Below are 20,814 nucleotides of genomic sequence, written 5' to 3'. Positions count from 1 at the left end.
CCCGGCGGAGGGGATCGCGCTCATGCTAGCGGCGGCCCGCGCCCCGTCGTCCTCCCCGATCAGGGGTCAGGAGACAGGCGGCGCGACGAGGATGTCGTCCCACTCCAGAGCACGCTCGAACAGGAAGCCGTGCCGCTCGTAGAGGCGGCGGGCGTCGCTGCGCTTCAGCACGTCGAGCCGGAAGGGCAGACCCGGCCGCGCCTCCTCCGCCATCACCCGACGCAGGACGGCGCCGCCGACTCCGCGTCCCTGTGCGTGCGGCGCCAGGTAGAAGTGCTCGATCCAGACCGCGTCCGGCTCGACCCGCGCGGCGATGCTCCCGGCGAAGGCGCCGTCGAGCTCGATCACCCGGGTGAGCTCGGGCCGGTAGCCGTCGAGGAAGCGGTGCCGCACGCGGTGCTCGTCGTAGCGGTCGAGCGTCTCGAGCGACGGGCGCATGACGACCGCGCGCAGCTCGGCGATCGCTGCGGCGTCCTCCGCGGTGGCGGGGCGGAGCGACCAGCCGGCGTCGTCGGCCACGGTCAGCGGCCGCGGGGCTTGCGGGTGCGCCGCACCGCCGGCGCGGACGCCTTGGCGCGGGCCGGCTTCTTCTTGCCGCCGCCGGCCCTCTCCGCCTTCTCGCGCGCCTCCCGCGCCTTCGCCTTGGCGGCCTTCGCCCGCGACTCGACCTTCGGCGTCGCGGCGGTTCCGCGCGTGGTGTTCGCGCTGCGGCCGCGGACGACTCCGATGAAGTCCTCGACGTCGTCGCCCTTGTCGTCCGTCACCCAGGCGAGGCGGACGGAGGAGGGAGCGACGCCGGTCACCGGCACCGCGGTGACGTCCTTGCGGCTGTGCACGCGCGCCACCGACTGCGGCACGATCAGCACGCCCACTCCGGCCGCGACCTGCTCGACCGCGTCGTCGAGGCCGGCCATGCGCGGCAGCGGGCGCCGCGAGCCGTCCGCGAGCTCCTCGGCGACCGCGGCCCACTCCGGCACGTCCTCCGGATCCTGGAGGAGATGCTCGCCGGCGAGCTCGGCGACGTCGAGCTCCTCCGCGGCGGCCAGGACGTGCTCGCGGCCGACGACGGCGACGGGCTGCTCGTCGTAGAGGTGGATGGAGCTGAGGGCGGAGGAGGAGACGTCGCCGCGGACGAACGACAGCTGCGCGCGGCCGTCGAGCAGCGCCTGCTCCTGATCGCGCTCGGCGACGACGGTGATGCGCAGCGGGAGATCGGAGCGGCGCTGGCCCCAGACGCGGGTCCACTTGGTGGGGGTGACGCCGGGCACGAGGGCGACGGCGAGCACGGGGCCGTCGGGGACGGCGTCCTCGGCGTCGGAGTCGGCGTCGTCGGAGTCGGCGTCGTCGACATCGCTGTCCCCGGCGTCGCTGTCCTCGGAGTCGAGGTCGTCGGAGTCGCCGTCCTCGGAGTCGCCGTCGGTGTCGTCCGACTCGGTTCCGGCTCCGGCGCCGACCGCGCCCGATCCGGCCGACGCGTCGACAGCCGCCGCGTCCGCCCCGCCCTCCGGACGCCCCTCCGCCTCGGGAGCGGCCTGCGGGTCGACGGTCTCGGGCTGCTCGCTCATCCCCTCAGGGTAGGTGGTCCGCGCCGCGCCGGTAGGGTTGCCGCATGGCCAAGGCGACACAGACGATGAAGGCTGCGACCGCGGCGAAGAAGCTGCAGGTCTACCTGCCCGCGACCCCGGAGGAGTTCCAGGAGTCGGCGATCACGCGCGAGCAGTACGACGAGCTCGCCGCGAACCCGCCCGCCTGGCTCGTGCAGCTGCGCGAGGAGGGGCCGCACCCCCGCTCCGTCATCGCCTCCCGGCTGAACGTCTCCATCTCGGGGCTCGCCCGCGGCGGCGTCACCGAGGCGCTGACCACTCCCGAGATCCAGGCCCTGCTCGACGAGGTCCCCGAGTGGCTGCGCGTCGAGCAGAACCGCTACGCGGAGGTCCGCCGCGAGCAGGCCCGCATCAAGTCCGAGCGCGCCGCCAAGGCCGCCGACTGACCCCACCCCCGCCTGCGGGACCCCTATCCGGCGCGCGCGACGTGCGCTGCGGGCCGGAGCGGGATCCCGCCGAGGAGAGCCGCGCGGCTACTGGTTCGAGAACGCGGCGTCGAACGACGCGGTCGGGGTCCTCCAGAGCAGCGAGCGGATGAAGCCGACGGCCTCCTTCGCGCCGTGGAGGCGGTCCATCCCGGCGTCCTCCCACTCGATGGAGATCGGGCCGGAGTAGCCGATCGACTCCAGCGCGCGGAACGCGTCCTCCCACGGGACGTCGCCGTGCCCCGTCGAGACGAAGTCCCAGCCGCGGCGCGGGTCGCCCCACGGCAGGTGCGAGCCGAGCACGCCGGCGCGGCCGTTCTTCGGGCGCAGGCGGGTGTCCTTGCAGTCGACGTGGTAGATCCGGTCCTTGAAGTCGACGATGAAGCCGACCGGGTCGATGTCCTGCCACATCATGTGCGACGGGTCCCAGTTGAAGCCGAAGGCCGGGCGGTGCCCGATCGCCTCGAGGGTGCGCACGCTCGACCAGTAGTCGTAGGCGATCTCGGACGGGTGCACCTCGTGCGCGTAGACCACGCCGTTCGCGTCGAACTCGTCGAGGATCGGGTTCCAGCGGGTCGCGAAGTCCTCGTACCCCTCGTCGATCACGGAGGCCGGCACCGGCGGGAACTGCGCCACGTAGGGCCAGATCTTCGAGCCGGTGAAGCCGACGACCACGTCCACGCCGAGCTTGCGGGCGACCCGCGCCGAGCGCTTCATGTCCTCGGCGGCGCGCTGACGCACCCCCTCCGCGTCGCCGTCGCCCCAGGTGTAGTCGCGCACGAGTGCCTTGTGGCGGAAGTCGATCGGGTCGTCGCAGACGGCCTGGCCGGTGAGGTGGTTCGAGATGGCGAAGACCTCGAGGCCGTAGCGGTCGAGGATCTCCAGGCGCGAGGCTGCGTAGGCGTCGTCCTCGTCCGCGCGCTTGAGGTCGAGATGGTCGCCCGAGGCCGCGATCTCGAGTCCGTCGTAGCCCCACTCGGCGGCGAGTCGGGCGACCTCCTCGAAGGGCAGATCGGCCCACTGGCCGGTGAACAGCGTCACGGGGTGGGTGTCGGGGTAGGTCTTCTCGTCGCTCATGCGGCGATCTCCGTCCGGTCGTCGGCGGCGGGCACGGTCACCCAGGCGCCTGTCTCGGCCGCGTCGAGCACGGCCTCGGTGATGCGCGCCGCGCGGAGGCCGTCGGCGAAGGTCGGCAGACCCTCCACGTCGGCGCCCGCCACGGCGGCGTAGGTGTCGCGGGCGAACGCCGTGAAGGCGTCCTGGTAGCCCATCGGATGACCGCTCGGCACGATCGAGAGCCGGGCCGCATCGGGCGCGAGGATCGAGGCGTCGCGCGGCACCAGCAGGGCGCTGTCGCGCCGGCCGACCCACAGCGTCTCGGGGAGCTCCTGCTCGAAGCGCAGCGACTCCTCCAGCCCGGACACCTCGAGCACCAGCTCGTTGCGGTGGCCCGCGGTGACCTGCGAGACGAGGAGCGTGCCGACGGCGCCGCCCTCGAGCCGGACGATCAGGCCGGCCACGTCCTCGGTGCTCACCGGGCGGCCGCCGCGCTCGGCGTGGACGGTGCTCGTGATCGCGGCGAGCGAGTCGATCCGGTCGCCGGTGACGAACTCCAGCAGGTCGACCAGGTGCGAGCCGATGTCGCCGAAGGCGCGCGAGCGGCCGCCGGCGGCCGGGTCGACGCGCCAGTTGTCGTCGGAGGCGCCCAGCAGCCAGTCCTGGAGGTAGCTCCCGCGGACGGTGACCAGGCGGCCGGTCTCGCCGGAGGCGACGCGGGCACGGGCCTCGCGCACCATCGGGTGGAAGCGGTAGGCGAACGGGACGGTCGCCACCACGCCGGCGGAGGACGCGGCCGCAGCGAGCGACTCCGCCTCCCGCAGCGTCGCGGCGAGCGGCTTCTCGCACACCACGTGCTTGCCCGCCTCGATCGCCGCGAGCGCGAGTGCGGCGTGCGTGGCGTTCGGGGTGCAGACGTGCACGAGGTCGATGCTCTCGTCCTCGATCAGGGCCCGGGCGTCCGGGTAGGCGCGCTCGACGCCGAGCTCGGCCGCCGCCCGCTCGCCCTTCTCCGGGGTGGAGGAGGCGACTCCGGCGAGCACCGCTCCGGCGCTGCGGGCCGCGCGGCTGTGCACGGCCGCCATGAAGCCGCCGCCGAGCACGCCGACGCGCAGGGGCGCGGGCATCAGGAGAGGGTCGCTTCGGTCGGGTCCCAGCTCTCGGGCAGTGCGGGGCGGGGCGTCACGGAGCTCGTGACGAGGACCTTCTCGCCGGTCTCGGCGGCCTCGAGGAGCGAGAGCATCACGTCGGTGACGTGGTACGCGAGGTCTCCGGAGGCGGCCTCGGGGCGGTCGGCCCGGATCGCACGGGCGAGCTCGAGCACGCCGGTGCCGCGGGAGGCGGTCGAGCCGGTCGCCGCGATGACCTCCGGCTCGGCGGACCCGCGGCGGTGCAGGGTGATCTCTCCGTCGTGCTGGTTCGGGTCGGGGAGGACGAGGGTGCCCTCGGAGCCGTTGATCTCGACGAAGCCGGTGCGCGGCAGGCTCGACTCGAAGCTCCACACGCCCTGGGCCGAGGCCCCGGACTCGAAGCGGAGCAGCCCGCCGATGTGCGTCGGGATGGTCACCGGGAACTCGGTGCCCTCCTTCGGGCCGGAGCCCACGACGCGGGTGGCGCGGGCCTGGGACGAGACGGCGGTGACGCTCTCGACGGGGCCGAGGTTCTGCACGAGCGTGGTGATGTAGTACGGGCCCATGTCCAGCAGCGGTCCGCCGCCCTCGGCGAAGAAGAACTCCGGGTTCGGGTGCCACGACTCGGGGCCGGGGCCCTGGAAGAGGGTGAGGGCGGAGAGCGGCGTGCCGATGGCTCCGCTCTCGATCACGCGCTGCGCCGTCTGGAGGCCCGCGCCCAGGAAGGTGTCGGGAGCGGTCGCGACGCGCAGCCCCTTGTCCTTCGCCAGCGCGAGCAGCTCGATCCCGCTGTCGCGGTCGAGCGAGAAGGGCTTCTCGGTCCACACGTGCTTGCCCGCCTCGACCGCGCGGCGCGCGACCTCGACGTGCGCGGCCGGGATCGTGAGGTTCACGACGATCTCGATGCCCTCGTGCGCGAGGAGCTCCTCGACGGTGCCGGAGGCGGGGACGCCGAAGGCCTCGGCCTGGGTCCTCGCCCGCTCGAGGTCGATGTCGGCGACGAAGAGCACCTCGAGGTCGGGGAAGACGGTGAGGTTGGTCAGGTACTGGGTGCTGATGTTGCCGGCGCCGATGACGCCGACGCCCACGCGGCCGGTGCCGCTCATGCGCCGAGCCCCGAGACGTAGCGGTGGGCCGACTCCAGGCCCTCGAAGATGTCGCCGGCGTAGGCGTCGAACTCCAGCACGGGCAGGGCCTGCGGAGCGGCGGCGAGAATCGCCGGGACGTCCATCGCGCCCTCGCCCGCGGGCAGCTGCTCCTGGGTGTCGGCCGAGATCGGGCCGTCCTTCACGTGCAGGAAGCGCACCTGGTCGCCGAGGCGTCCGAGCACCTCGACCGGGTCGTCGCCGCCGACGGCCGCCCAGTAGGTGTCGAGCTCGAGGACCATGCGCGGGTCGAGCAGGCCCGCGAGGTGCTCGAAGGCGCTGCGTCCGTCGACGCGGTTCTCGAACTCGAAGGCGTGGTTGTGGTAGCCGAGGACCAGGCCGCGGGCGGCGGCGGAGTCGACCAGCGCGTTCAGCTCGTCGGCGATGCGGGCGACGTCGTCCGCGGTGGTCCAGCGGGTCGGGTCGACGAAGGGGTCGATCACGGTCTCGACGCCGAGCGAGGCGGCCGTGTCGAGGATCTCGTCGACGGTGGCGTCGCCCTGCGGGCCGAGGAGGCGCGCGTGGGCGCTGGGAGCGCGCAGTCCGCTGGCCGGGAGCGCCGCGCGGTAGGCGTCGGCCAGGTCGACGAACCCGAAGAGCTCGACCGTGGTGAAGCCGATCGCCGCGAGGCGGTCGAGGGTGGCGGGCAGATCGGCCGCGAGCGGCTCGCGCACCGAGTACAGCTGGACAGAGAGGTCTGGGGGTGTGGCCACCGGTGGGGCTCCTGATCGCATCGGAAGGTGTGCCTCGAACCCTACGCGGACTTTTGCTCACGGACAAGCAAAACTAGCCCTGCGCGCCCGCCAAGTCGGGCACCCGCCGCACAGAAGCACGGGCGCTGTGGTTGACTCTGGCCATGTCCCCGCGCCGCCGCATCACCGTCAGCGCGGTCGGCGAGCTGCTGCTCCTGCTGGCCGACGGGGCGCCCCGGACGCGGGCCGACGTGGTCGCCGAGACGGGCCTGCCGCGTGCGGCCGTCTCCGCCCAGCTCGACGTCCTCACCGCCTCCGGCCTGGTCGCCCGGCAGGACGACGCCCCCTCCTCCGGCGGCCGTCCCGCCGCCCGCGTGGCCTTCGACCCCCGGGCGCGCAGCCTCCTCGCCGTCGACCTGGGCGCCGCGCACGCCGTCGTCGCCCTGACCGACCTCGACGGCACAGTCCTCGCCCGCCGCCGCGAGAGCATCGCCATCGCCGACGGCCCCCTCGCCGTCCTCGGCCACGCCCTCGACGTCGCCGCGGCCCTGCTCGGCCGGACTCCGGCGGCCGGCCCGCTCGCGGGAGTCGGCGTCGGCGTCCCCGGACCCGTCGAGCACGCGACGGGCCGCCCGGTGAAGCCGCCGATCATGCCCGGCTGGGACCGCTTCGACATCCCGGAGTTCGTCGGCCGCCGCCTCCCCGTGCCCGTCCTCGTCGACAACGACGTGAACCTGCTGGCGCTCGGCGAGCACGCCGACCACTACGCCGACGTCGACGACCTCCTCTACGTGAAGGTCTCCACCGGCATCGGAGCCGGGATCGTCAGCGGAGGGGCCCTGCAGCGCGGAGCCCTCGGAGCGGCGGGAGACCTGGGCCACGTGCAGGTCCCCGGCGACCGCGGCGAGGCCGACCTCGAGGCGATCGCGAGCGGCTCGGCGATCGCCCGCCGCCTGACCGAGTCCGGGATCGACGCCGCCAGCACCTCCGACGTCGTCACCCTGCTGACCGGCGGGGACCCCACCACCGTCGAGCTCACGCGCGCCGCGGGCCGCGACATCGGCGAGGTGCTCGCCACCTGCGTGAACCTCCTGAACCCGTCCGTCATCGTCGTCGGCGGCAGCATCGCCCAGGCCAGCCACGAGGTCCTCGCCGGGGTCCGCGAGGTCGTCTACCGCCGCTCCCTCCCCCTGGCGACCCGCGCGCTCGACATCGTGCAGGCCGCGGCCCAGGGCGGAGGCGTCCGCGGTGCCGCCCTGATGGTCCGGCGCCACCTCCTCTCCCCCGCGCACGTCGACGCCTTCCTCGACGCCTGAGCCGCCGGCGCGAGCCGTCCCGCCCCGGTGAGACGCCGCGGGTCGGCGTGCCGATTCGACCGGGCGCCGCAGGGGGCAGAGAATGAATCGGTGCCCGACCTGCAGCTCTCCTTCCCCTGGGAGACGCAGCCCGTCTTCACGGACGCCGAGCCCCCGCACCTCCGGAGGGTCGTCGCCGACTCCTCGGACCGCGTCGCCTGGCTCCGCGCCCGCTCGCGCGGCATCACGGCGACCGACGTCGCCCGCCTCTCCTCCCCCGCCGCGATCGGCAGGGCCGCGCTCGACAAGCTCTACGGCACCGGCTTCGGCGGCAACGCCTTCACCGACCACGGCCGCGCCCGCGAGCCCGAGATCGCCGCCTGGGTGCGGAGCGAGCACGCGATCGAGCCCAGCAGCACCCTCTTCCACGCGAGCCAGGAGCGGCGCCACCTCGCCACGCCCGACGGCATCGGCCTCCGCGAGGACGGCCGGCTCGAGCTCTGCGAGATCAAGACCACGACGAAGCCGTGGCGGAGCATCCCGCGCCACTACCTGCGGCAGGTCTTCTGGCAGCAGTACGTCCTCGGCGCCGAGCGCACGCTCGTCGTCTGGGAGCAGCACCGCGACTTCGTGCCGATCGAGGGCGAGCCGAACTCCCGCTGGGTCGACCGCGACGAGGACGAGATCCACATCCTCGTGCGGCTGGCGGGGATGCTGATGGCCGAGCTGCACGAGCGGACGCGCGCCCGGTGACGGTCCTCCTCCTGCACGGCCTGGGCGGCGACCGCTCCCAGCCGCTGGGGCTGCTGCGCTCCGCCCTCCCCGCCGGCAGCGAGGTCATCGCTCCGGACGTCCGCGCCCACGGCGCCTCCGAGCTGCTCGGCGCGCCCGGCGACTTCGCCCTCGAGGCGCTTGCCGACGAGGTGACGGAGGAGGTCGTGCGCGCCGGAGCCGCGCACAAGCCGCTCACGGTGCTCGGCATCTCGATGGGCGCGGCGATCGCCCTGCGCCTCGCGGTCAGACGCGTGCTGCCGATCGACCGCGCCGTCTTCGTGCGCCCCGCCTTCACCGCCGAGCCGCTGCCCGAGAACCTCACCGTGTTCCCCGTCATCGCGCAGCTGCTGCACGACCACGACGCGAAGCGCGGCGAGCGGATGTTCCGCGCCTCGGGCCTGTTCGCGCGCGCCGCCGAGGTGTCCCCCGCGTCGGCGGAGGCGCTGACGCTGCAGTTCCGCTCCCCGCGCGCGGCCGAGCGCGCCGTCCGGCTCGCCCAGATCCCGCGGAACGCCGCCTACCGCGACTCCGGAGAGCTGGGCGAGGTCATCGCGCGCACCCTGGTGATCGCGGCCGAGCGCGACCCCGTGCACCCGGTCGAGGTCGCGGAGGCGTGGGCTAGGGCTCTTCCGGATGCGGACTGCGAGCGGGTGCCGTCGCGGGACGAGGGCTTCGCCGCTCAGCAGGACCGGATCCGCGGGCACGTCCGCGGCTGGCTCGCTCGGCGCTGAGGTCCTCGAGCGCGAGCACCAGGCCGACGAACGCGAGCCAGAGCACCGCGATCGCCGTCGCCACGAACTCGAGCGTCCCGCCGAGCCGCAGCCACACGCGCAGGAGCGACAGGATCCCACCCGTTCCGGCGACGACCGCCACCGAGATCCCGGCGGCGAGCGAGAGCCGCGCGACCGCAGGGCGCCCCCGCACGGTCGCCAGCTGGAGCATCGCGGCGCAGGCAGCCCCGAAGCCGAGCACGGCGGCCGAGGTGTGGATGAGGTCCTGCCAGCGGAAGGCCGGCCCGACCGGCAGCGGGCAGCCCGCCGTGCAGGTCACCTGCGAGGCGAGCGCGAAGCAGGCGGCCGCCAGGAGGATCGCGCCCGCCGGGCGGAGGGCGGGGAGCAGGCGGGCGCGCACCGGCCAGGCGCCCGCGGCGATCAGCGCGCCGCCGGCCGCCACGAGCAGAAGGGCGGCCTCGAAGGCGCCCGCCGTCGGCAGGTCCGGCGCGCCCATCTCGCTGACGTAGACCCAGCGGCTGGTGCCGATGCTGATCCGGGCGGCCAGGAGGATCACGAGCCCGGCCAGGACAAGGAGGGCACCGCCGACCAGCAGGGTACGTCGGCGTCGCATCCCCTCATCGTGCCAGACCGGGCGCCCGCGGCTCCGCGCGCCAATCTTCTCCCGAGGGTGACACCCCCGTAACAGCGCCGACTCATTGCCTCGATTGACTGGTCGCGGCGTCGGATGCGGGGATCGGGGGCGACGTCCTCGGCACGCTCCACCCGCACACCTCAGCGACAGGAAAGGCGACGATGCACACCAGCGCGCTCGGGCACGGCCTCGCGATCGGCGAGATCCCGGAGGAGGTCGTCCTCCCCGACACGATGACGGCGGCGGTGATCGACGCGCCGGGCGACGCCTCCGCCCTGCACCTGGCGACCGTGCCGACACCCTCCGCCATCAACGCCGAGTTCACCGTGAAGGTGGTCGCGGCCGGCGTGAACCCGCTCGACGCGAAGACGCGCGCGGGCCAGGGGGTCGCCTCGCAGATCGCCTCCTACCCTGCGGTCCTCGGCCACGACTTCTCGGGCGTCGTCGTCTCGAGCCCCTACCCGGCGCATCCGCTGCGGCCGGGCGACGAGGTCTACGGCTTCGTCATGGTGCCGCGCTACTCGGGCTCCTACGCGGAGTACGTCAGCGTGCCGAGCGTCTCCATCGCGCGGAAGCCGTCGACGCTCTCGCACGTCGAAGCGGCCGGCGTCCCGCTCGCGGCGCTCACCGCCTGGGGCATGGTCGTCGAGCTTGCCAAGGCGCACGAGGGTCAGCGGATCCTCATCCACGCCGGGTCGGGCGGAGTCGGCCACTTCGCGGTGCAGTTCGCCGCCTACTTCGGCGCCTCGGTGATCGCGACCGGCTCGACCCGCAACCTGCAGTGGCTGCACGAGCTCGGCTCCGCGCAGGTGATCGACCACACCGCCGAGCGCTTCGACGAGCTGCTGTCCGGCGTCGACGTGGTCATCGATCTGGTCGGCAACGTCCACGACGACACGGGCTCGCGCTCGCTGAGGGTCCTCCGCCCCGGGGGCCTGATCGTGAACGCGCCCACCGGGAGCTGGCCCGGGTTCTTCGAGGAGGCGGCCGCTGCGGGCGTGCGCGCCTCCACCTACCGCGTCGCTCCCGACGGGGCGACCCTCGGCGTGGTCTCGCGCCTTCTCGAGTCGGGCGACGTCCGCGTCTTCATCGACGGCATCTTCCCCCTCGCCCGCGCCTGCGAGGCGCACGAGCAGCTCGAGACGGGCCACACCCGCGGCAAGATCGTCCTCACCGTCTCCGAGGGCTGACCTCGGCGAGATGCTACTCGGATACGCCGCGCGGAGCGGGTCGCGTACTCGGGTGGCGTCTCGCGGGGAGGGTCAGGCGAGAGAGCGCTCGAGGACGAAGTCGTCCTCCCAGCGGTCGCCGACGAGGAAGCGCTTGCGGCCGACGACCGCGAAGCCGTGCTTGGAGTAGAACCGCTGAGCACGCGCGTTCTCCTCGTTGACGCCGAGCCAGACGCCCGCGGCACCGTGTGCCCGCGCCTCCTCGAGGGTCGCGGCCATCAGCGCGGCCGCCGCTCCGGAGCCGTGCCGGCCGGGCAGGAGGTAGAACTTGCTGAGCTCGACGGTCGGACGCAGCCGGATCGCCGCGACGACGTCGGCGTCGGCGGGCTCCCCGCGCACGAGCATCGCGTAGCCGGTCAGCGCGCCGGAGTCGTCGTCGACCAGGAGCGAGCGGAGCGGATCGGCGAGGTGGTCGCGGAAGCGCTCGACCGAGAGCACGGTGCGCACGAATTCGGCCTTCGCCTCCGCGGTGGTGTGCGACGGGCAGGCCAGCGGGAAGGTCGCGGCGGCCAGCTCGGCCAGGGCGGCGGCGTCGGCGGGGGACGCCCGGCGGACGGTCACGGGAGGCGCGGCGGAGCGGAGCGGCGGATCACCGGTCCAGTATGCCGGGACGACGAAGGAGGGGGCCCGCCGAAGCGGACCCCCTCCTCACGTCAGTGCGTGCTCGGCTCAGGCCAGGACGTTGACGTCCAGCGGGATGCCGGGGCCGAAGGTCGTCGAGACGGCGGCCTTCTGGATGTAGCGGCCCTTCGAGGAGGACGGCTTGAGGCGGAGGATCTCGTCGAGCGCGGTCTTGAAGTTCTCCTGGAGCTGCTCCTCGGTGAACGCGGCCTTGCCCACGACGAGGTGCACGTTGGCGTGCTTGTCGACGCGGAACTCGATCTTGCCGCCCTTGATCTCGGTCACGGCCTTCGCCACGTCCGGGGTCACGGTGCCGGTCTTCGGGTTGGGCATGAGGCCGCGGGGGCCGAGCACCTTTCCGAGACGGCCGACCTGGCCCATGAGCTCCGGGGTCGAGACGGCGGAGTCGAACGAGGTGTACCCGCCCGCGACCTTCTCGATGAGCTCGGCGCCGCCGACCTCGTCGGCACCGGCGGCCAGCGCGGCCTCGGCGGCCGGACCGGTCGCGAACACGATGACGCGGGCGGTCTTGCCCGTGCCGTGGGGCAGGATGACCGTGCCGCGGACCATCTGGTCGGCCTTGCGGGGGTCGACACCGAGCTTGAGGGCGACCTCGACGGTGCTGTTGAACTTGGCGGAACCGGTCTCGCGGGCGAGCGCGACGGCCTCGTCGGCCGTGTAGAACTTGCCCTCTTCGAGCTTGGCCGCGGCGGCCCGGTAGGCCTTCGACTTCTGTGCCATGTTGTTTCTCCTTGAAACGAGAATGTGGTTCTAGAGCCTGGCGGGCTCTCCCACGGGGGTGATGGAGTTCTGGTGGTGCCGCGATCGCGGCCGTGACTGCTGCTCGCGGGAGGCGGAGAGGTCCTGCGGAGGCGCTTCCGGCCCGGGCGTGCGGCCCGCTGAGGGGCCGCCGTCGGGTTCTCGAGGCTTCCGCGGTGGGTCCGCGCCGGTGGGCGCGTCGCTCCCGCCGTCGAGCAGCGCGTCGCGCTACTCGACCGTGATGCCCATCGAGCGGGCGGTGCCGGCGATGATCTTCGCGGCGGCGTCGATGTCGTTGGCGTTAAGGTCGACCTGCTTCGCCTCGGCGATCTCGCGGACCTGCGCCTGGGTGAGCTTCGCGACCTTCACGGTGTGCGGGGTCGAGGAGCCCTTGGCGACGCCGGCGGCCTTCTTGATGAGCTCCGCCGCGGGCGGGGTCTTCAGCACGAAGGTGAACGAGCGGTCCTCGTAGACGGTGATCTCGACGGGGATGACGTTGCCGCGCTGCGACTCGGTCTGCGCGTTGTACGCCTTGCAGAACTCCATGATGTTGACGCCGTGCTGACCGAGCGCCGGACCGATCGGGGGCGCGGGGTTGGCCGCGCCGGCCTTGATCTGGAGCTTGATCAGGCCAGTGACCTTCTTCTTGGGGGCCATTCTGATTCCTTTTCTCAGGGTTCGAGCGGTCGGGGGCTCCCGGCCGCTCTCCCGCGCATCCGACGGTGCCGGATCGCGGTGGAGGAGGGTCGTCCGGCGCGCACAGAGGCGGGCGCCGACACGAAAACCCGTACGAGCTTACACGAGCGGGGCCACCCCCGACAGGGCGGAGGAGGGGCCGACGCCCGGGGGCGCGTGGGGCGGTGCCGGAGGGGGCGCCGCCCGGAACGGCGAACGCCCCCTTCGACGTGCGGAGGGGGCGTTCACGCGGCGCGGAGGCGATGCGTCAGAGCTTGGTGACCTGGTCGAACGACAGCTCGACCGGGGTCTCGCGCTCGAAGAGCGAGACGAGCACGGTGAGCTTGCCGCTCTCGGGCTTGATCTCGCTGATCGAGCCGGGAAGACCCGCGAACGAGCCCTCCTTGATGGTGATGGTCTCGCCGATCTCGAAGTCGACCTCGGCGGGCAGCACGCGCTGGGCCTGCTTCTGGCCCTTGGCACCGGAGGTCTTCAAGGGGGCGACATCCTTGATCTCGACGAGGCTCTTCAGCATCGTGAAGGCCTCCTCGAAGCGCAGCGGGGTCGGGTTGTGGGCGTTGCCCACGAAGCCGGTGACGCCCGGGGTGTGGCGGACGACCGACCACGAGTCCTCGTTGAGGTCCATGCGCACCAGCACGTAGCCGGGGATGCGCACCCGGGTGACCATCTTGCGCTGGCCGTTCTTGATCTCGACCACGTCCTCCATCGGGACCTGGACCTCGAAGATGTAGTCCTCGGCCTCGAGCGAGACCTTGCGGTTCTCGATGTTCGACTTCACGCGCTTCTCGAAGCCGGCGTAGGAGTGGATGACGTACCACTTGCCCGGCTTGCCGCGCAGCTCGGTGCGGAAGGCCTCGTACGGGTCGATGTCGGCGAGGTCCTCACCGGCGGACTCGGCGTCCTCGGCGGCGACCTCGGCCTCGTCCTCGACGGCCTCGAGGGCCGCTTCGGCCTCCTCGACGGTGTCGATGTGCGCGGCCTCGTCGACCGCGGAGTCGGCCTCGGGGTCGTCGACGGAGCCGATGGCGTCCAGCGCTGCCTCGAGGTCGGAGGCGAGGTCGTCCTCGGACTCGTTCTCGTCGATGATGCTCAGCGCACCCTGCTCGGCGGGCTCGACGGCGTCCTCAGCCTGCGACTGGACGTCGCCCTCCTGCTCCTCCTCGACCTCCGACGACTGCTCGGCAGCCGTCGCCCAGTCGACGTCGTCGCGGTTTCTGTCAGACACTCGTCACAACTCTCTCTCGATCGATCGGTCGCGCCCCTCGGGGCGCGTCCCGCTGTCGCCGGCACCCTCCGCTCGCGCGGCCCGGATGCTCTCGGGTCAGGCGGCGGGTGTGCCGAACACGTACGTCACGGCCAGGGCGAAGACCCAGTCGAGGAAGGACACCAGCGCCATCATGATGACGACGAAGATCAGCACGACCACGACGTAGTTGCCCAGCTCCTTGCGGGTGGGCGTCACGACCTTCTTCAGCTCGGCGATGACCTGCCGGATGAAGAGGGCGATACGCGCGAACGGGTTGCGCCGCGCGGCTCGCTGCTGATTGGCGATCGCGACGACGTCCTCGCTCGGCTCGTCGACTGCTTTCCCGGCCACCTGCACGCACCTTTCCCGCACCGGAACCTCCGGTGTGGCCGACCGCCCGTCATGGGCGGCCCTGGACCGATGACCGCAGCGTCGCGGGGACCGCGTGCGACGGACATCGATGTGCAGGGCGGACAGGGCTCGAACCTGCAACCTGCGGTTTTGGAGACCGCTGCTCTACCAATTGAGCCACCGCCCTATGGATGCCGTTGCGAGCATCCGAGGAGGAGACCGACCCGCCGCCCCACCGCCGCGACCCTCGCGGGCGCTGCGGATGAGGGCAGAGATCGACTACCTCGGACGAGTGTACGTGGACCCGAAGGGCGTGTCCAGCCGAGCGGCGGGGGGCCTCGGAGCCCCGTGTGCGCGCAGGATACGCTGGCCGTCGTGTCCTCCACCACGCGCATCTCCGCCCGCATCGCCGCCATCGCCGAGTCCGCCACTCTGAAGGTCGACGCCAAGGCGAAGGCCCTCCAGGCCCAGGGCCGCCCGGTCGTCTCCTACGCCGCCGGCGAGCCCGACTTCCTCACTCCCGAGCACATCGTCGAGGCCGCCTCGGCCGCCGTGCTCGACCCGGGGAACTACCGCTACACCCCCGCGGCGGGCCTCCCCGACCTCCGCGCTGCCATAGCTGAGAAGACGGCGCGCGACTCCGGATGGGCCGTCGACCCCTCGCAGGTCGTGGTCACCAACGGCGGCAAGCAGGCCGTCTACCAGGCCTTCCAGACCCTCCTCGACGACGGCGACGAGGTGCTGGTGCCGACCCCGTACTGGACCACCTACCCCGAGGCGATCAAGCTCGCCGGCGGCGTTCAGGTGGACGTGTTCGCGGGCGCCGACCAGGGCTACCTGGTCACGGTCGAGCAGCTGGAGGCCGCGCGCACCGAGCGCACCAAGGTGCTCCTGTTCGTCTCCCCCTCCAACCCCACCGGCGCCGTCTACTCGGCCGAGCAGACCCGCGAGATCGGCGAGTGGGCCGAGGAGCACGGCCTCTGGATCATCGCCGACGAGATCTACCAGAACCTCGTCTACTCCACCGGCGACCAGGACGACGCGAGCCCGCTCGAGCACGCGACCTCGATCGTCGAGGCGGTGCCGGCCCTGCGCGACCGGACGATCCTCGTCAACGGCGTCGCGAAGACCTACGCGATGACCGGCTGGCGCGTCGGATGGATGGTCGGCCCGGCCGACGCGATCAAGGGCGCCTCGAACCTGCAGTCGCACCTCTCGAGCAACGTCTCGAACATCTCGCAGCGCGCCGCGATCGCCGCCCTCACCGGCCCGCAGGAGCCGGCCGAGGAGATGCGCCTGGCCTTCGACCGCCGCCGCCGCACCATCGTCGCCGAGCTGAACGCGATCGACGGGATCGAGTGCCCCACCCCCGGCGGCGCGTTCTACGTCTACCCCGACGTGAACGGGCTGCTGAACCGCGAGTGGAACGGCACCACCCCGACGACCTCCCTCGAGCTCGCCGACCTCATCCTCGAGCAGGCCGAGGTCGCCACCGTCCCCGGCGAGGCCTTCGGACCGAGCGGCTACCTCCGCCTGTCCTACGCCCTCGGCGACGACGCGCTCCTCGAGGGCGTGCGCCGCTTGCAGCGGCTCTTCGGCACCGTTTAGCCCTCCTCCGCCTGCGCCGTCGATCGGCAGCGGCGGCTCGACGACGGGGGTGCGTCGCAGAGAGCGGGGTGCGCAGCGCGGACGACGATCCGTGACACGCGGACCGCCGATCGCCGCTCGACCGTGCCGCACGGTGACGGCGGGTACTGCGACGGGCCTGTCCGACAGGTGAGGGGTGCCTGGCATCTCGGGGCGGGGAGGGCAAGAGGGAGGCGGAAATCGGGGATCACTGTCGCCGGAGGGGTGCGACAGGGCACGCTGTGACGATGAGCGAAGACCACGCCGTCCGAGTCCGCGACCTGCGGAAGGACTACGGGGGCGCTCCGGCGGTCGCGGGAGTCTCCTTCGACATCCACCGGGGCGAGACCTTCGCGCTCCTCGGCCCGAACGGCGCCGGGAAGTCGACGACCATCGAGATCCTCGAGGGCTACCGCGACCGCTCCGGCGGCGAGGTGTCGGTGCTCGGGGTCGACCCGCGCCACGGCGACCTGGCGTGGAAGGCGCGTCTGGGGATCGTCCTGCAGTCCAGCGGCGAGTCCGGCAACGCGACGGTCCGCGAGCAGATCGCGCACTTCGCCAGCCTCTATCCGCGACCGCGCGACGTCGACGAGACCATCGAGGCCGTCGGGCTGACGTCCAAGGCCCGCTCGCGCATCGGGCGCCTCTCGGGCGGCCAGCGCCGCCGCGTCGACGTCGCCCTCGGCATCATCGGCCGTCCCGAGCTGGTGTTCCTCGACGAGCCCACCACGGGATTCGACCCCGAGGCCCGCCACTCCTTCTGGGACCTGATCGCTCTGCTCAAGAGCGAGGGCACGACCATCCTGCTCACCACCCACTACCTCGACGAGGCCGCCCGCCTCGGCGACCGCGCCGCCGTGATCTCCGGCGGGCGGCTCCTGGCCATCGGCCCGATGAGCGCGATCGGAGGGGACGAGGCGCGCGTCCCGATCGTGCAGTGGCGCGAGGACGGCGTGCTGCACCGGCTGCGCACCACCGAGCCCGCCCGGACCGTCGCCGAGCTGCACGCCCGGATCGGGGAGCCGACGGCGCTCGAGGTCGTCCGCCCCAGCCTCGAGGACATCTACCTCGACCTCATCCGCGAGGACCGCGACGCGGTCGACCTGATCGGAGAGCCCGCGTGACCGCCGTCGCCACCCGCCCCCGCACCCTCTCCACCGGCCCGGGACGCACCGTCCGCCTCGGACTCGCCCGCGCCCGCTACGAGATCCGCTCGTACTTCCGCGCTCCGGACCAGGTGTTCTTCACCTTCCTCTTCCCGGTGCTGCTCCTGACGATCTTCTCGGTCGCGTTCGGCGACACCGCGGTGATGCAGGCGAACCCGCAGGACCCGGGCATCCCGATGGCCGAGTACTACGTGCCGGGCCTCGCCGCGGCCGGGATCCTGCTCTCGGGCGTCCAGAACCTGGGCGTCGACATCGCGGTCGAGCGCGGCGACGGCACGCTCAAGCGCCTCGCGGGGGCACCGCTGCCGGTCTTCAGCTACTTCATCGGCAAGTTCGGCCAGGTGCTCGTGACGAGCCTCGCGCAGACGGCCCTGCTGCTCCTCGTCGCGGCGACGGTGTTCTCGGTCGAGCTGCCCACCGACAGCGGGCGCTGGGCGACCTTCGCCTGGGTCTACCTGGCAGGAGTCGCGACGTCGGCCATCCTCGGCATCGCCGTCTCCGCGCTGCCCCGCTCGGGCAAGAGCGCGACCGCCGTGATCGTGCCGCCGCTGCTCGTGCTGCAGTTCATCTCGGGGTCGTACCTGTCGTTCACGACGCTGCCGGACTGGCTGCAGAACACGGCGAGCGTCTTCCCGCTCAAGTGGATCGCGCAGGGCATGCGCGCCGTGTTCCTGCCGAGCGGGTTCGAGGAGGCGGAGGTGAACGGGTCGTGGGACCTCGGCGGCGTCGCGCTGGTGCTCGGTATCTGGCTCGTCGTGGGGCTCGTCGCCTGCCGCTTCGGCTTCCGCTGGATCCGCCGCGACAGCTGAGCCGGAGGAGGCCGCGGCCGGAGGGCGCGCGTCCCCGCGAGCGCGGGGCCTGCGCGCGCAGACCGCGCGGACTCAGACCGCGGTGCCGACCACGACGGGCTCGGGGTGCAGCAGCACGCCGAACTCCGCCAGGACGCGGCCCTGGACGTACCGGGCGAGCTCGGCGACCTGTTCGGCCGTCGCTCCTCCGCGGTTGGTCAGGGCGAGGGTGTGCTTGCTCGACACGGCGGCCCGCGAGCCGGGCAGGGCGAAACCGCGCGAGACGCCGGCGTGCTCGATCAGCCACGCGGCGCTGAGCTTCACCAGGCCGTCGGCGCGGGGAGGCACGGGCAGCCCGACGGGCGCTCCGGCCTCGACCGCGGCGAGCGGAGTGATGACGGGCGCCTCCGCCGTCGGCTCGACCGGCCAGCGCGGCGCCTCGGGCGGCAGGGAGTCGGCGAACGCGCTCGTGACGAGGGGGTTGGTGAAGAAGGAGCCGGCGCTCGCGGTGTCCGGGTCCTCCGGATCGAGGACCATGCCCTTGCCCGCACGCAGCGCCAGCACGGTCTCGCGCACCCGCGCGAGCGGCACGCGGTCGCCGAGCGCGACTCCGAGCGCCGACGCCAGCTGACCGTAGGCGACGGGAGTGCCGTCGCCCTCGGCGCCGACCTCCTCGAGCGCGAACTCGACGGCCAGCACCGCGCCCCGGCGGCCCTGCTTGATCACGGAGGTGCGGTAGGCGAACTGCAGCTCCTCCGCCGTCAGCCGGACGGGCTCGCGGGCGCCCTCGTCGAGGAAGTCGACCGCGACCAGCGTGTCCGAGAGCTCCTGGCCGTAGGCGCCGATGTTCTGCACGGGCGACGCACCGACCGTGCCGGGGATGCCGCTGAGGGCCTCTAGGCCCGCCCAGCCGCGCTCCACGGTCGTCGCGACGAGGCCGTCCCACGACTCGCCCGCCTGGACCCGCAGGAGCACGCGCCCCGGCTCGTCGGAGGGGAGCCGCTCGACGCCGGTGGTGCGCACGCGCACGACCGTGCCCTCGACCCCGTCGTCGCCCACGAGGAGGTTGGAGCCGCCGCCGAGCAGCAGCCACGGCTCGTCGTCCGACCACAGGCCGACGAGCGTCTCGACCAGCTCCGCCTCGGTGGCGGGCTCGACGAGGCGCTCGGCGGGTCCGCCGACGCGGAGGGTGGTCAGGGCGGAGAGCAGCGGCGCGGAGGTCACGCGAGTCGGACCCGTGCCTGGGCCTTGCCGAGGACGGACTGGCCCTCGACCGAGACGGCGAGGTCGACGCGGACCCAGCCCTCCTCGGCGTTCACAGCACCGATCCTGGCGACCACGTCGATGGCGGCGCCGTCGCGCGGGTCCACCACGACGGGGCGGGTGAAGCGCACCTGGTAGTCGACCACGCGTCCGGGGTCGCCGACCCAGTCGACGACGACCTGCACCGCGGTGCCCATCGTGAGCATGCCGTGCGCGAGCACGCCGGGCAGGCCGACCTCGGCGGCGACGTCGTCGCGGTAGTGGATGGGGTTGAAGTCGCCCGAGGCGCCCGCGTAGCGCACCAGGGTGCCGCGGTCGATCGGGAAGCGGCTCTCGGCGACGACCTGGCCGACGCTCAGCTCGGCGAGAGCGGGCAGTGCGGTGCTCATTCGTCTCCCCTGACCACGAGGGTCGAGATCGCGGTGACGACGTGCTCGCCGCTCGCGTCGACCATGCGGGACTCGGTGGTGACCATCGAGTGGGCGCCGAGCTTCTTGATGGCGGCGACCGAGAGGGTCGCGGTCAGCTCGTCGCCGGCGACGACCGGACGGGACAGCACGAAGCGCTGGTCTCCGTGCACGACGCGGCTGAAGTCGATCCCGCCGTCGGGCTCGGCGAGCAGCTGCTGGAGCGTGAACTCCTGCACGACGACGGCGAAGGTGGGCGGAGCGACGAGGTCGGGGTGCCCGGCGGCGCGGGCGGCCTCGACGTCGTGGTGCAGGGGGGAGGTCGCGGAGACGGCGCGGGCGAACTCGCGCACCTTCTCGCGCCCCACCTGATAGGGCTCCGTGGGCGCGAAGACGCGCCCGACGAGTTCGGGGTTCACTGGCACCCGGCCATACTAGGCGCTGCCGTCGCGGGGCCCTCGGGGCTCCGGAGGCGCCGCCGGTGGTCACCCGGGTATGACCACCGAGAATTTCCCATCCGTGTATGGCTGACCCGCGGCCGAACTTCTCCGAAGCTGGCGGGCATGTCGACACCCACTCCCGAGCGCGACTGGGCGACCTACGCCCGCGAGCTCGGCACCAACATGCACCGGGCCCGCATCGCCAAGGGCGCCAGCCAGGAGCGGATCGCCCACGCGGCCGGGCTCGCGGGCTACACCTACCAGAAGTTCGAGAAGGGCGAGTCGAAGCCCGGCTCGCCCGCGAACCCCACGCTGCACACCCTCCTCGCGCTCTGCGAGGCGCTCGAGATCGAGCTGACGGACCTCCTGCCACCCGATCCGCCGCGCACCTCACGAGGCGCCGAGTAGCCGGAGCACCGCGCCGGCCAGCCGCGACCCCGAGCTGAGATCGAGGTCGACCTCGCCGAGCCCGTCGGCCTCCAGGCGGAGCCTGTCCTCCCCCGACTCCCCCGGGCGGCACAGGGAGACGTGCACCGTCGCGCCCGCGGCCCCGTCTCGGCCCGCCCAGAGCACCACCGGGAGCGAGCTCGCCGCGGAGCGGTGCAGCCGCTCCCCCGCCGCGACCAGCTCGTCGTGCTCGCCCGCGCACCAGCGCGGGCACCCCTCGTCGTTCCTGCCGTCCATCCGCTCCTCCACGTTCCGCACCCCTCGGTCGAGGAGACCAGCCCACCAGGCG

At 73.1% G+C, this 20,814-nt stretch carries 25 protein-coding genes and 1 tRNA gene; 9 read left to right on the top strand and 17 right to left on the bottom strand.

Annotation, left to right across the window (positions count from 1 at the left end):
- Positions 1–66 precede the first annotated feature (66 nt).
- A complete protein-coding gene (locus C5C57_RS13045) occupies positions 67–519 on the bottom strand; it encodes a GNAT family N-acetyltransferase (RefSeq protein WP_258063585.1) in 453 nt (150 codons plus the stop codon).
- A gap of 2 nt (positions 520–521) precedes the next feature.
- The gene (locus C5C57_RS13040; RefSeq protein WP_104247771.1) at positions 522–1,565 is read right to left on the bottom strand and encodes a LysR substrate-binding domain-containing protein; all 1,044 of its coding nucleotides are present in this window, start codon (positions 1,563–1,565) and stop codon (positions 522–524) included.
- A 44-nt stretch (positions 1,566–1,609) separates the two neighbouring features.
- On the opposite strand from C5C57_RS13040, the gene C5C57_RS13035 reads away from it, so the two are divergent.
- Positions 1,610–1,990 (top strand): DUF5997 family protein, encoded by a 381-nt coding sequence (locus C5C57_RS13035; protein ID WP_104223641.1) that lies wholly within the window; start codon positions 1,610–1,612, stop codon positions 1,988–1,990.
- Between the two features lie 87 nt (positions 1,991–2,077).
- Here C5C57_RS13035 and C5C57_RS13030 read toward each other — a convergent pair whose 3' ends face one another.
- The 4 genes from C5C57_RS13030 to C5C57_RS13015 are packed head-to-tail and all read right to left on the bottom strand — an operon-like array spanning position 2,078 to position 6,073.
- The gene (locus C5C57_RS13030; protein WP_181027214.1) at positions 2,078–3,106 is read right to left on the bottom strand and encodes a sugar phosphate isomerase/epimerase; all 1,029 of its coding nucleotides are present in this window, start codon (positions 3,104–3,106) and stop codon (positions 2,078–2,080) included.
- Entirely contained in the window at positions 3,103–4,212 is a 1,110-nt protein-coding gene (locus tag C5C57_RS13025) for a Gfo/Idh/MocA family protein (protein WP_104223640.1), read from the bottom strand. Before C5C57_RS13025 ends, C5C57_RS13030 begins: the two co-directional genes overlap by 4 nt.
- Positions 4,212–5,321 carry a Gfo/Idh/MocA family protein gene (locus tag C5C57_RS13020; protein WP_104223639.1) on the bottom strand — a complete coding sequence of 370 codons (1,110 nt, stop codon included), beginning with the start codon at positions 5,319–5,321 and terminating at the stop codon, positions 4,212–4,214. The genes C5C57_RS13025 and C5C57_RS13020 overlap by 1 nt, the downstream gene beginning before the upstream one ends.
- Complete coding sequence (locus C5C57_RS13015; RefSeq protein ID WP_258059739.1) at positions 5,318–6,073, bottom strand: sugar phosphate isomerase/epimerase; 756 nt, start codon at positions 6,071–6,073, stop codon at positions 5,318–5,320. The genes C5C57_RS13020 and C5C57_RS13015 overlap by 4 nt, the downstream gene beginning before the upstream one ends.
- 143 nt (positions 6,074–6,216) lie before the next feature.
- Between C5C57_RS13015 and C5C57_RS13010 the strand changes: the two genes are divergently transcribed.
- The 3 genes from C5C57_RS13010 (at position 6,217) to C5C57_RS13005 (ending at position 8,852) form a co-directional block, all read left to right on the top strand.
- The gene (locus C5C57_RS13010; protein ID WP_104223637.1) at positions 6,217–7,368 is read left to right on the top strand and encodes an ROK family transcriptional regulator; all 1,152 of its coding nucleotides are present in this window, start codon (positions 6,217–6,219) and stop codon (positions 7,366–7,368) included.
- 99 nt (positions 7,369–7,467) lie between these two features.
- Positions 7,468–8,100, top strand: a complete 633-nt coding sequence (locus tag C5C57_RS17805) for a YqaJ viral recombinase family protein (protein WP_104238303.1) — start codon at positions 7,468–7,470, stop codon at positions 8,098–8,100.
- Entirely contained in the window at positions 8,097–8,852 is a 756-nt protein-coding gene (locus tag C5C57_RS13005) for an alpha/beta fold hydrolase (protein ID WP_181027215.1), read from the top strand. Before C5C57_RS17805 ends, C5C57_RS13005 begins: the two co-directional genes overlap by 4 nt.
- On the opposite strand, the gene C5C57_RS13000 is transcribed toward C5C57_RS13005, so the two are convergent.
- Complete coding sequence (locus C5C57_RS13000; protein WP_104247773.1) at positions 8,740–9,465, bottom strand: DUF998 domain-containing protein; 726 nt, start codon at positions 9,463–9,465, stop codon at positions 8,740–8,742. The genes C5C57_RS13005 and C5C57_RS13000 overlap by 113 nt on opposite strands.
- Before the next feature lie 182 nt (positions 9,466–9,647).
- Between C5C57_RS13000 and C5C57_RS12995 the strand changes: the two genes are divergently transcribed.
- Complete coding sequence (locus C5C57_RS12995) at positions 9,648–10,676, top strand: NADP-dependent oxidoreductase (RefSeq protein WP_374953308.1); 1,029 nt, start codon at positions 9,648–9,650, stop codon at positions 10,674–10,676.
- 72 nt (positions 10,677–10,748) lie between these two features.
- Here C5C57_RS12995 and C5C57_RS12990 read toward each other — a convergent pair whose 3' ends face one another.
- From C5C57_RS12990 to C5C57_RS12965, 6 genes are all read right to left on the bottom strand, one after another.
- A complete protein-coding gene (locus C5C57_RS12990) occupies positions 10,749–11,276 on the bottom strand; it encodes a GNAT family N-acetyltransferase (RefSeq protein WP_104247774.1) in 528 nt (175 codons plus the stop codon).
- Between the two features lie 108 nt (positions 11,277–11,384).
- Positions 11,385–12,077 (bottom strand): 50S ribosomal protein L1, encoded by a 693-nt coding sequence (gene rplA / locus C5C57_RS12985; protein ID WP_104223633.1) that lies wholly within the window; start codon positions 12,075–12,077, stop codon positions 11,385–11,387.
- 246 nt (positions 12,078–12,323) lie between these two features.
- Entirely contained in the window at positions 12,324–12,752 is a 429-nt protein-coding gene (gene rplK, locus C5C57_RS12980) for a 50S ribosomal protein L11 (RefSeq protein ID WP_104223632.1), read from the bottom strand.
- Between the two features lie 286 nt (positions 12,753–13,038).
- The gene (gene nusG / locus C5C57_RS12975) at positions 13,039–14,016 is read right to left on the bottom strand and encodes a transcription termination/antitermination protein NusG (protein WP_104297697.1); all 978 of its coding nucleotides are present in this window, start codon (positions 14,014–14,016) and stop codon (positions 13,039–13,041) included.
- Positions 14,017–14,112: 96 nt separating this feature from the next.
- The gene (secE, locus tag C5C57_RS12970; RefSeq protein WP_068208793.1) at positions 14,113–14,388 is read right to left on the bottom strand and encodes a preprotein translocase subunit SecE; all 276 of its coding nucleotides are present in this window, start codon (positions 14,386–14,388) and stop codon (positions 14,113–14,115) included.
- Positions 14,389–14,502: 114 nt separating this feature from the next.
- Positions 14,503–14,575, bottom strand: a tRNA-Trp gene (locus C5C57_RS12965).
- A 179-nt stretch (positions 14,576–14,754) separates the two neighbouring features.
- Between C5C57_RS12965 and C5C57_RS12960 the strand changes: the two genes are divergently transcribed.
- The 3 genes from C5C57_RS12960 (at position 14,755) to C5C57_RS12950 (ending at position 17,989) form a co-directional block, all read left to right on the top strand.
- Positions 14,755–15,996 (top strand): pyridoxal phosphate-dependent aminotransferase, encoded by a 1,242-nt coding sequence (locus C5C57_RS12960; protein WP_374953262.1) that lies wholly within the window; start codon positions 14,755–14,757, stop codon positions 15,994–15,996.
- 266 nt (positions 15,997–16,262) lie between these two features.
- The gene (locus tag C5C57_RS12955; RefSeq protein WP_104223630.1) at positions 16,263–17,138 is read left to right on the top strand and encodes an ABC transporter ATP-binding protein; all 876 of its coding nucleotides are present in this window, start codon (positions 16,263–16,265) and stop codon (positions 17,136–17,138) included.
- Positions 17,135–17,989, top strand: coding sequence for an ABC transporter permease (locus tag C5C57_RS12950; RefSeq protein WP_104223629.1), 855 nt, complete (start codon positions 17,135–17,137; stop codon positions 17,987–17,989). Before C5C57_RS12955 ends, C5C57_RS12950 begins: the two co-directional genes overlap by 4 nt.
- A gap of 72 nt (positions 17,990–18,061) precedes the next feature.
- On the opposite strand, the gene C5C57_RS12945 is transcribed toward C5C57_RS12950, so the two are convergent.
- From C5C57_RS12945 to C5C57_RS12935, 3 genes are read right to left on the bottom strand one after another with little or no spacing between them, the layout of a single operon-like run.
- Entirely contained in the window at positions 18,062–19,192 is a 1,131-nt protein-coding gene (locus tag C5C57_RS12945; RefSeq protein WP_104223628.1) for a UDP-N-acetylmuramate dehydrogenase, read from the bottom strand.
- A complete protein-coding gene (locus C5C57_RS12940) occupies positions 19,189–19,620 on the bottom strand; it encodes a MaoC/PaaZ C-terminal domain-containing protein (RefSeq protein ID WP_104238284.1) in 432 nt (143 codons plus the stop codon). The genes C5C57_RS12945 and C5C57_RS12940 overlap by 4 nt, the downstream gene beginning before the upstream one ends.
- Positions 19,617–20,063 (bottom strand): MaoC family dehydratase N-terminal domain-containing protein, encoded by a 447-nt coding sequence (locus tag C5C57_RS12935; RefSeq protein WP_104227045.1) that lies wholly within the window; start codon positions 20,061–20,063, stop codon positions 19,617–19,619. Before C5C57_RS12935 ends, C5C57_RS12940 begins: the two co-directional genes overlap by 4 nt.
- Positions 20,064–20,201: 138 nt before the next feature.
- Between C5C57_RS12935 and C5C57_RS12930 the strand changes: the two genes are divergently transcribed.
- Positions 20,202–20,486: a helix-turn-helix domain-containing protein gene (locus C5C57_RS12930; protein ID WP_104223625.1), complete on the top strand. Its 285-nt coding sequence runs from the start codon at positions 20,202–20,204 to the stop codon at positions 20,484–20,486.
- Here the strand turns inward: C5C57_RS12930 and C5C57_RS12925 are convergent.
- On the bottom strand, positions 20,469–20,762 hold the full coding sequence (locus C5C57_RS12925) for a DUF6907 domain-containing protein (protein ID WP_104227044.1): 294 nt from the start codon (positions 20,760–20,762) through the stop codon (positions 20,469–20,471). The genes C5C57_RS12930 and C5C57_RS12925 overlap by 18 nt on opposite strands.
- Between the last annotated feature and the right edge of the window lie 52 nt (positions 20,763–20,814).

It is taken from the genome of Rathayibacter sp. AY1C5 (assembly GCF_002931705.1).
Lineage (GTDB): Bacteria > Actinomycetota > Actinomycetes > Actinomycetales > Microbacteriaceae > Rathayibacter.
The sequence above is the reverse complement of the archived record's forward strand: the minus strand, read 5'-3'. Positions and strand labels throughout refer to the sequence as shown.

Excerpts from the sequence above, each read along its gene's own strand:
- C5C57_RS13010 (WP_104223637.1), top strand. The coding sequence starts at position 6,217 with ATGTCCCCGCGCCGCCGCATCACCGTCAGCGCGGTCGGCGAGCTGCTG.
- C5C57_RS12940 (WP_104238284.1), bottom strand. The coding sequence starts at position 19,620 with ATGAGCACCGCACTGCCCGCTCTCGCCGAGCTGAGCGTCGGCCAGGTC.
- rplK (WP_104223632.1), bottom strand. The coding sequence starts at position 12,752 with ATGGCCCCCAAGAAGAAGGTCACTGGCCTGATCAAGCTCCAGATCAAG.
- C5C57_RS12955 (WP_104223630.1), top strand. The coding sequence starts at position 16,263 with ATGAGCGAAGACCACGCCGTCCGAGTCCGCGACCTGCGGAAGGACTAC.
- C5C57_RS12925 (WP_104227044.1), bottom strand. The coding sequence starts at position 20,762 with ATGGACGGCAGGAACGACGAGGGGTGCCCGCGCTGGTGCGCGGGCGAG.
- rplA (WP_104223633.1), bottom strand. The coding sequence starts at position 12,077 with ATGGCACAGAAGTCGAAGGCCTACCGGGCCGCCGCGGCCAAGCTCGAA.
- C5C57_RS13030 (WP_181027214.1), bottom strand. The coding sequence starts at position 3,106 with ATGAGCGACGAGAAGACCTACCCCGACACCCACCCCGTGACGCTGTTC.
- C5C57_RS13020 (WP_104223639.1), bottom strand. The coding sequence starts at position 5,321 with ATGAGCGGCACCGGCCGCGTGGGCGTCGGCGTCATCGGCGCCGGCAAC.
- C5C57_RS13040 (WP_104247771.1), bottom strand. The coding sequence starts at position 1,565 with ATGAGCGAGCAGCCCGAGACCGTCGACCCGCAGGCCGCTCCCGAGGCG.
- C5C57_RS13035 (WP_104223641.1), top strand. The coding sequence starts at position 1,610 with ATGGCCAAGGCGACACAGACGATGAAGGCTGCGACCGCGGCGAAGAAG.
- C5C57_RS13025 (WP_104223640.1), bottom strand. The coding sequence starts at position 4,212 with ATGCCCGCGCCCCTGCGCGTCGGCGTGCTCGGCGGCGGCTTCATGGCG.
- C5C57_RS12995 (WP_374953308.1), top strand. The coding sequence starts at position 9,648 with ATGCACACCAGCGCGCTCGGGCACGGCCTCGCGATCGGCGAGATCCCG.
- C5C57_RS12930 (WP_104223625.1), top strand. The coding sequence starts at position 20,202 with ATGTCGACACCCACTCCCGAGCGCGACTGGGCGACCTACGCCCGCGAG.
- C5C57_RS13000 (WP_104247773.1), bottom strand. The coding sequence starts at position 9,465 with ATGCGACGCCGACGTACCCTGCTGGTCGGCGGTGCCCTCCTTGTCCTG.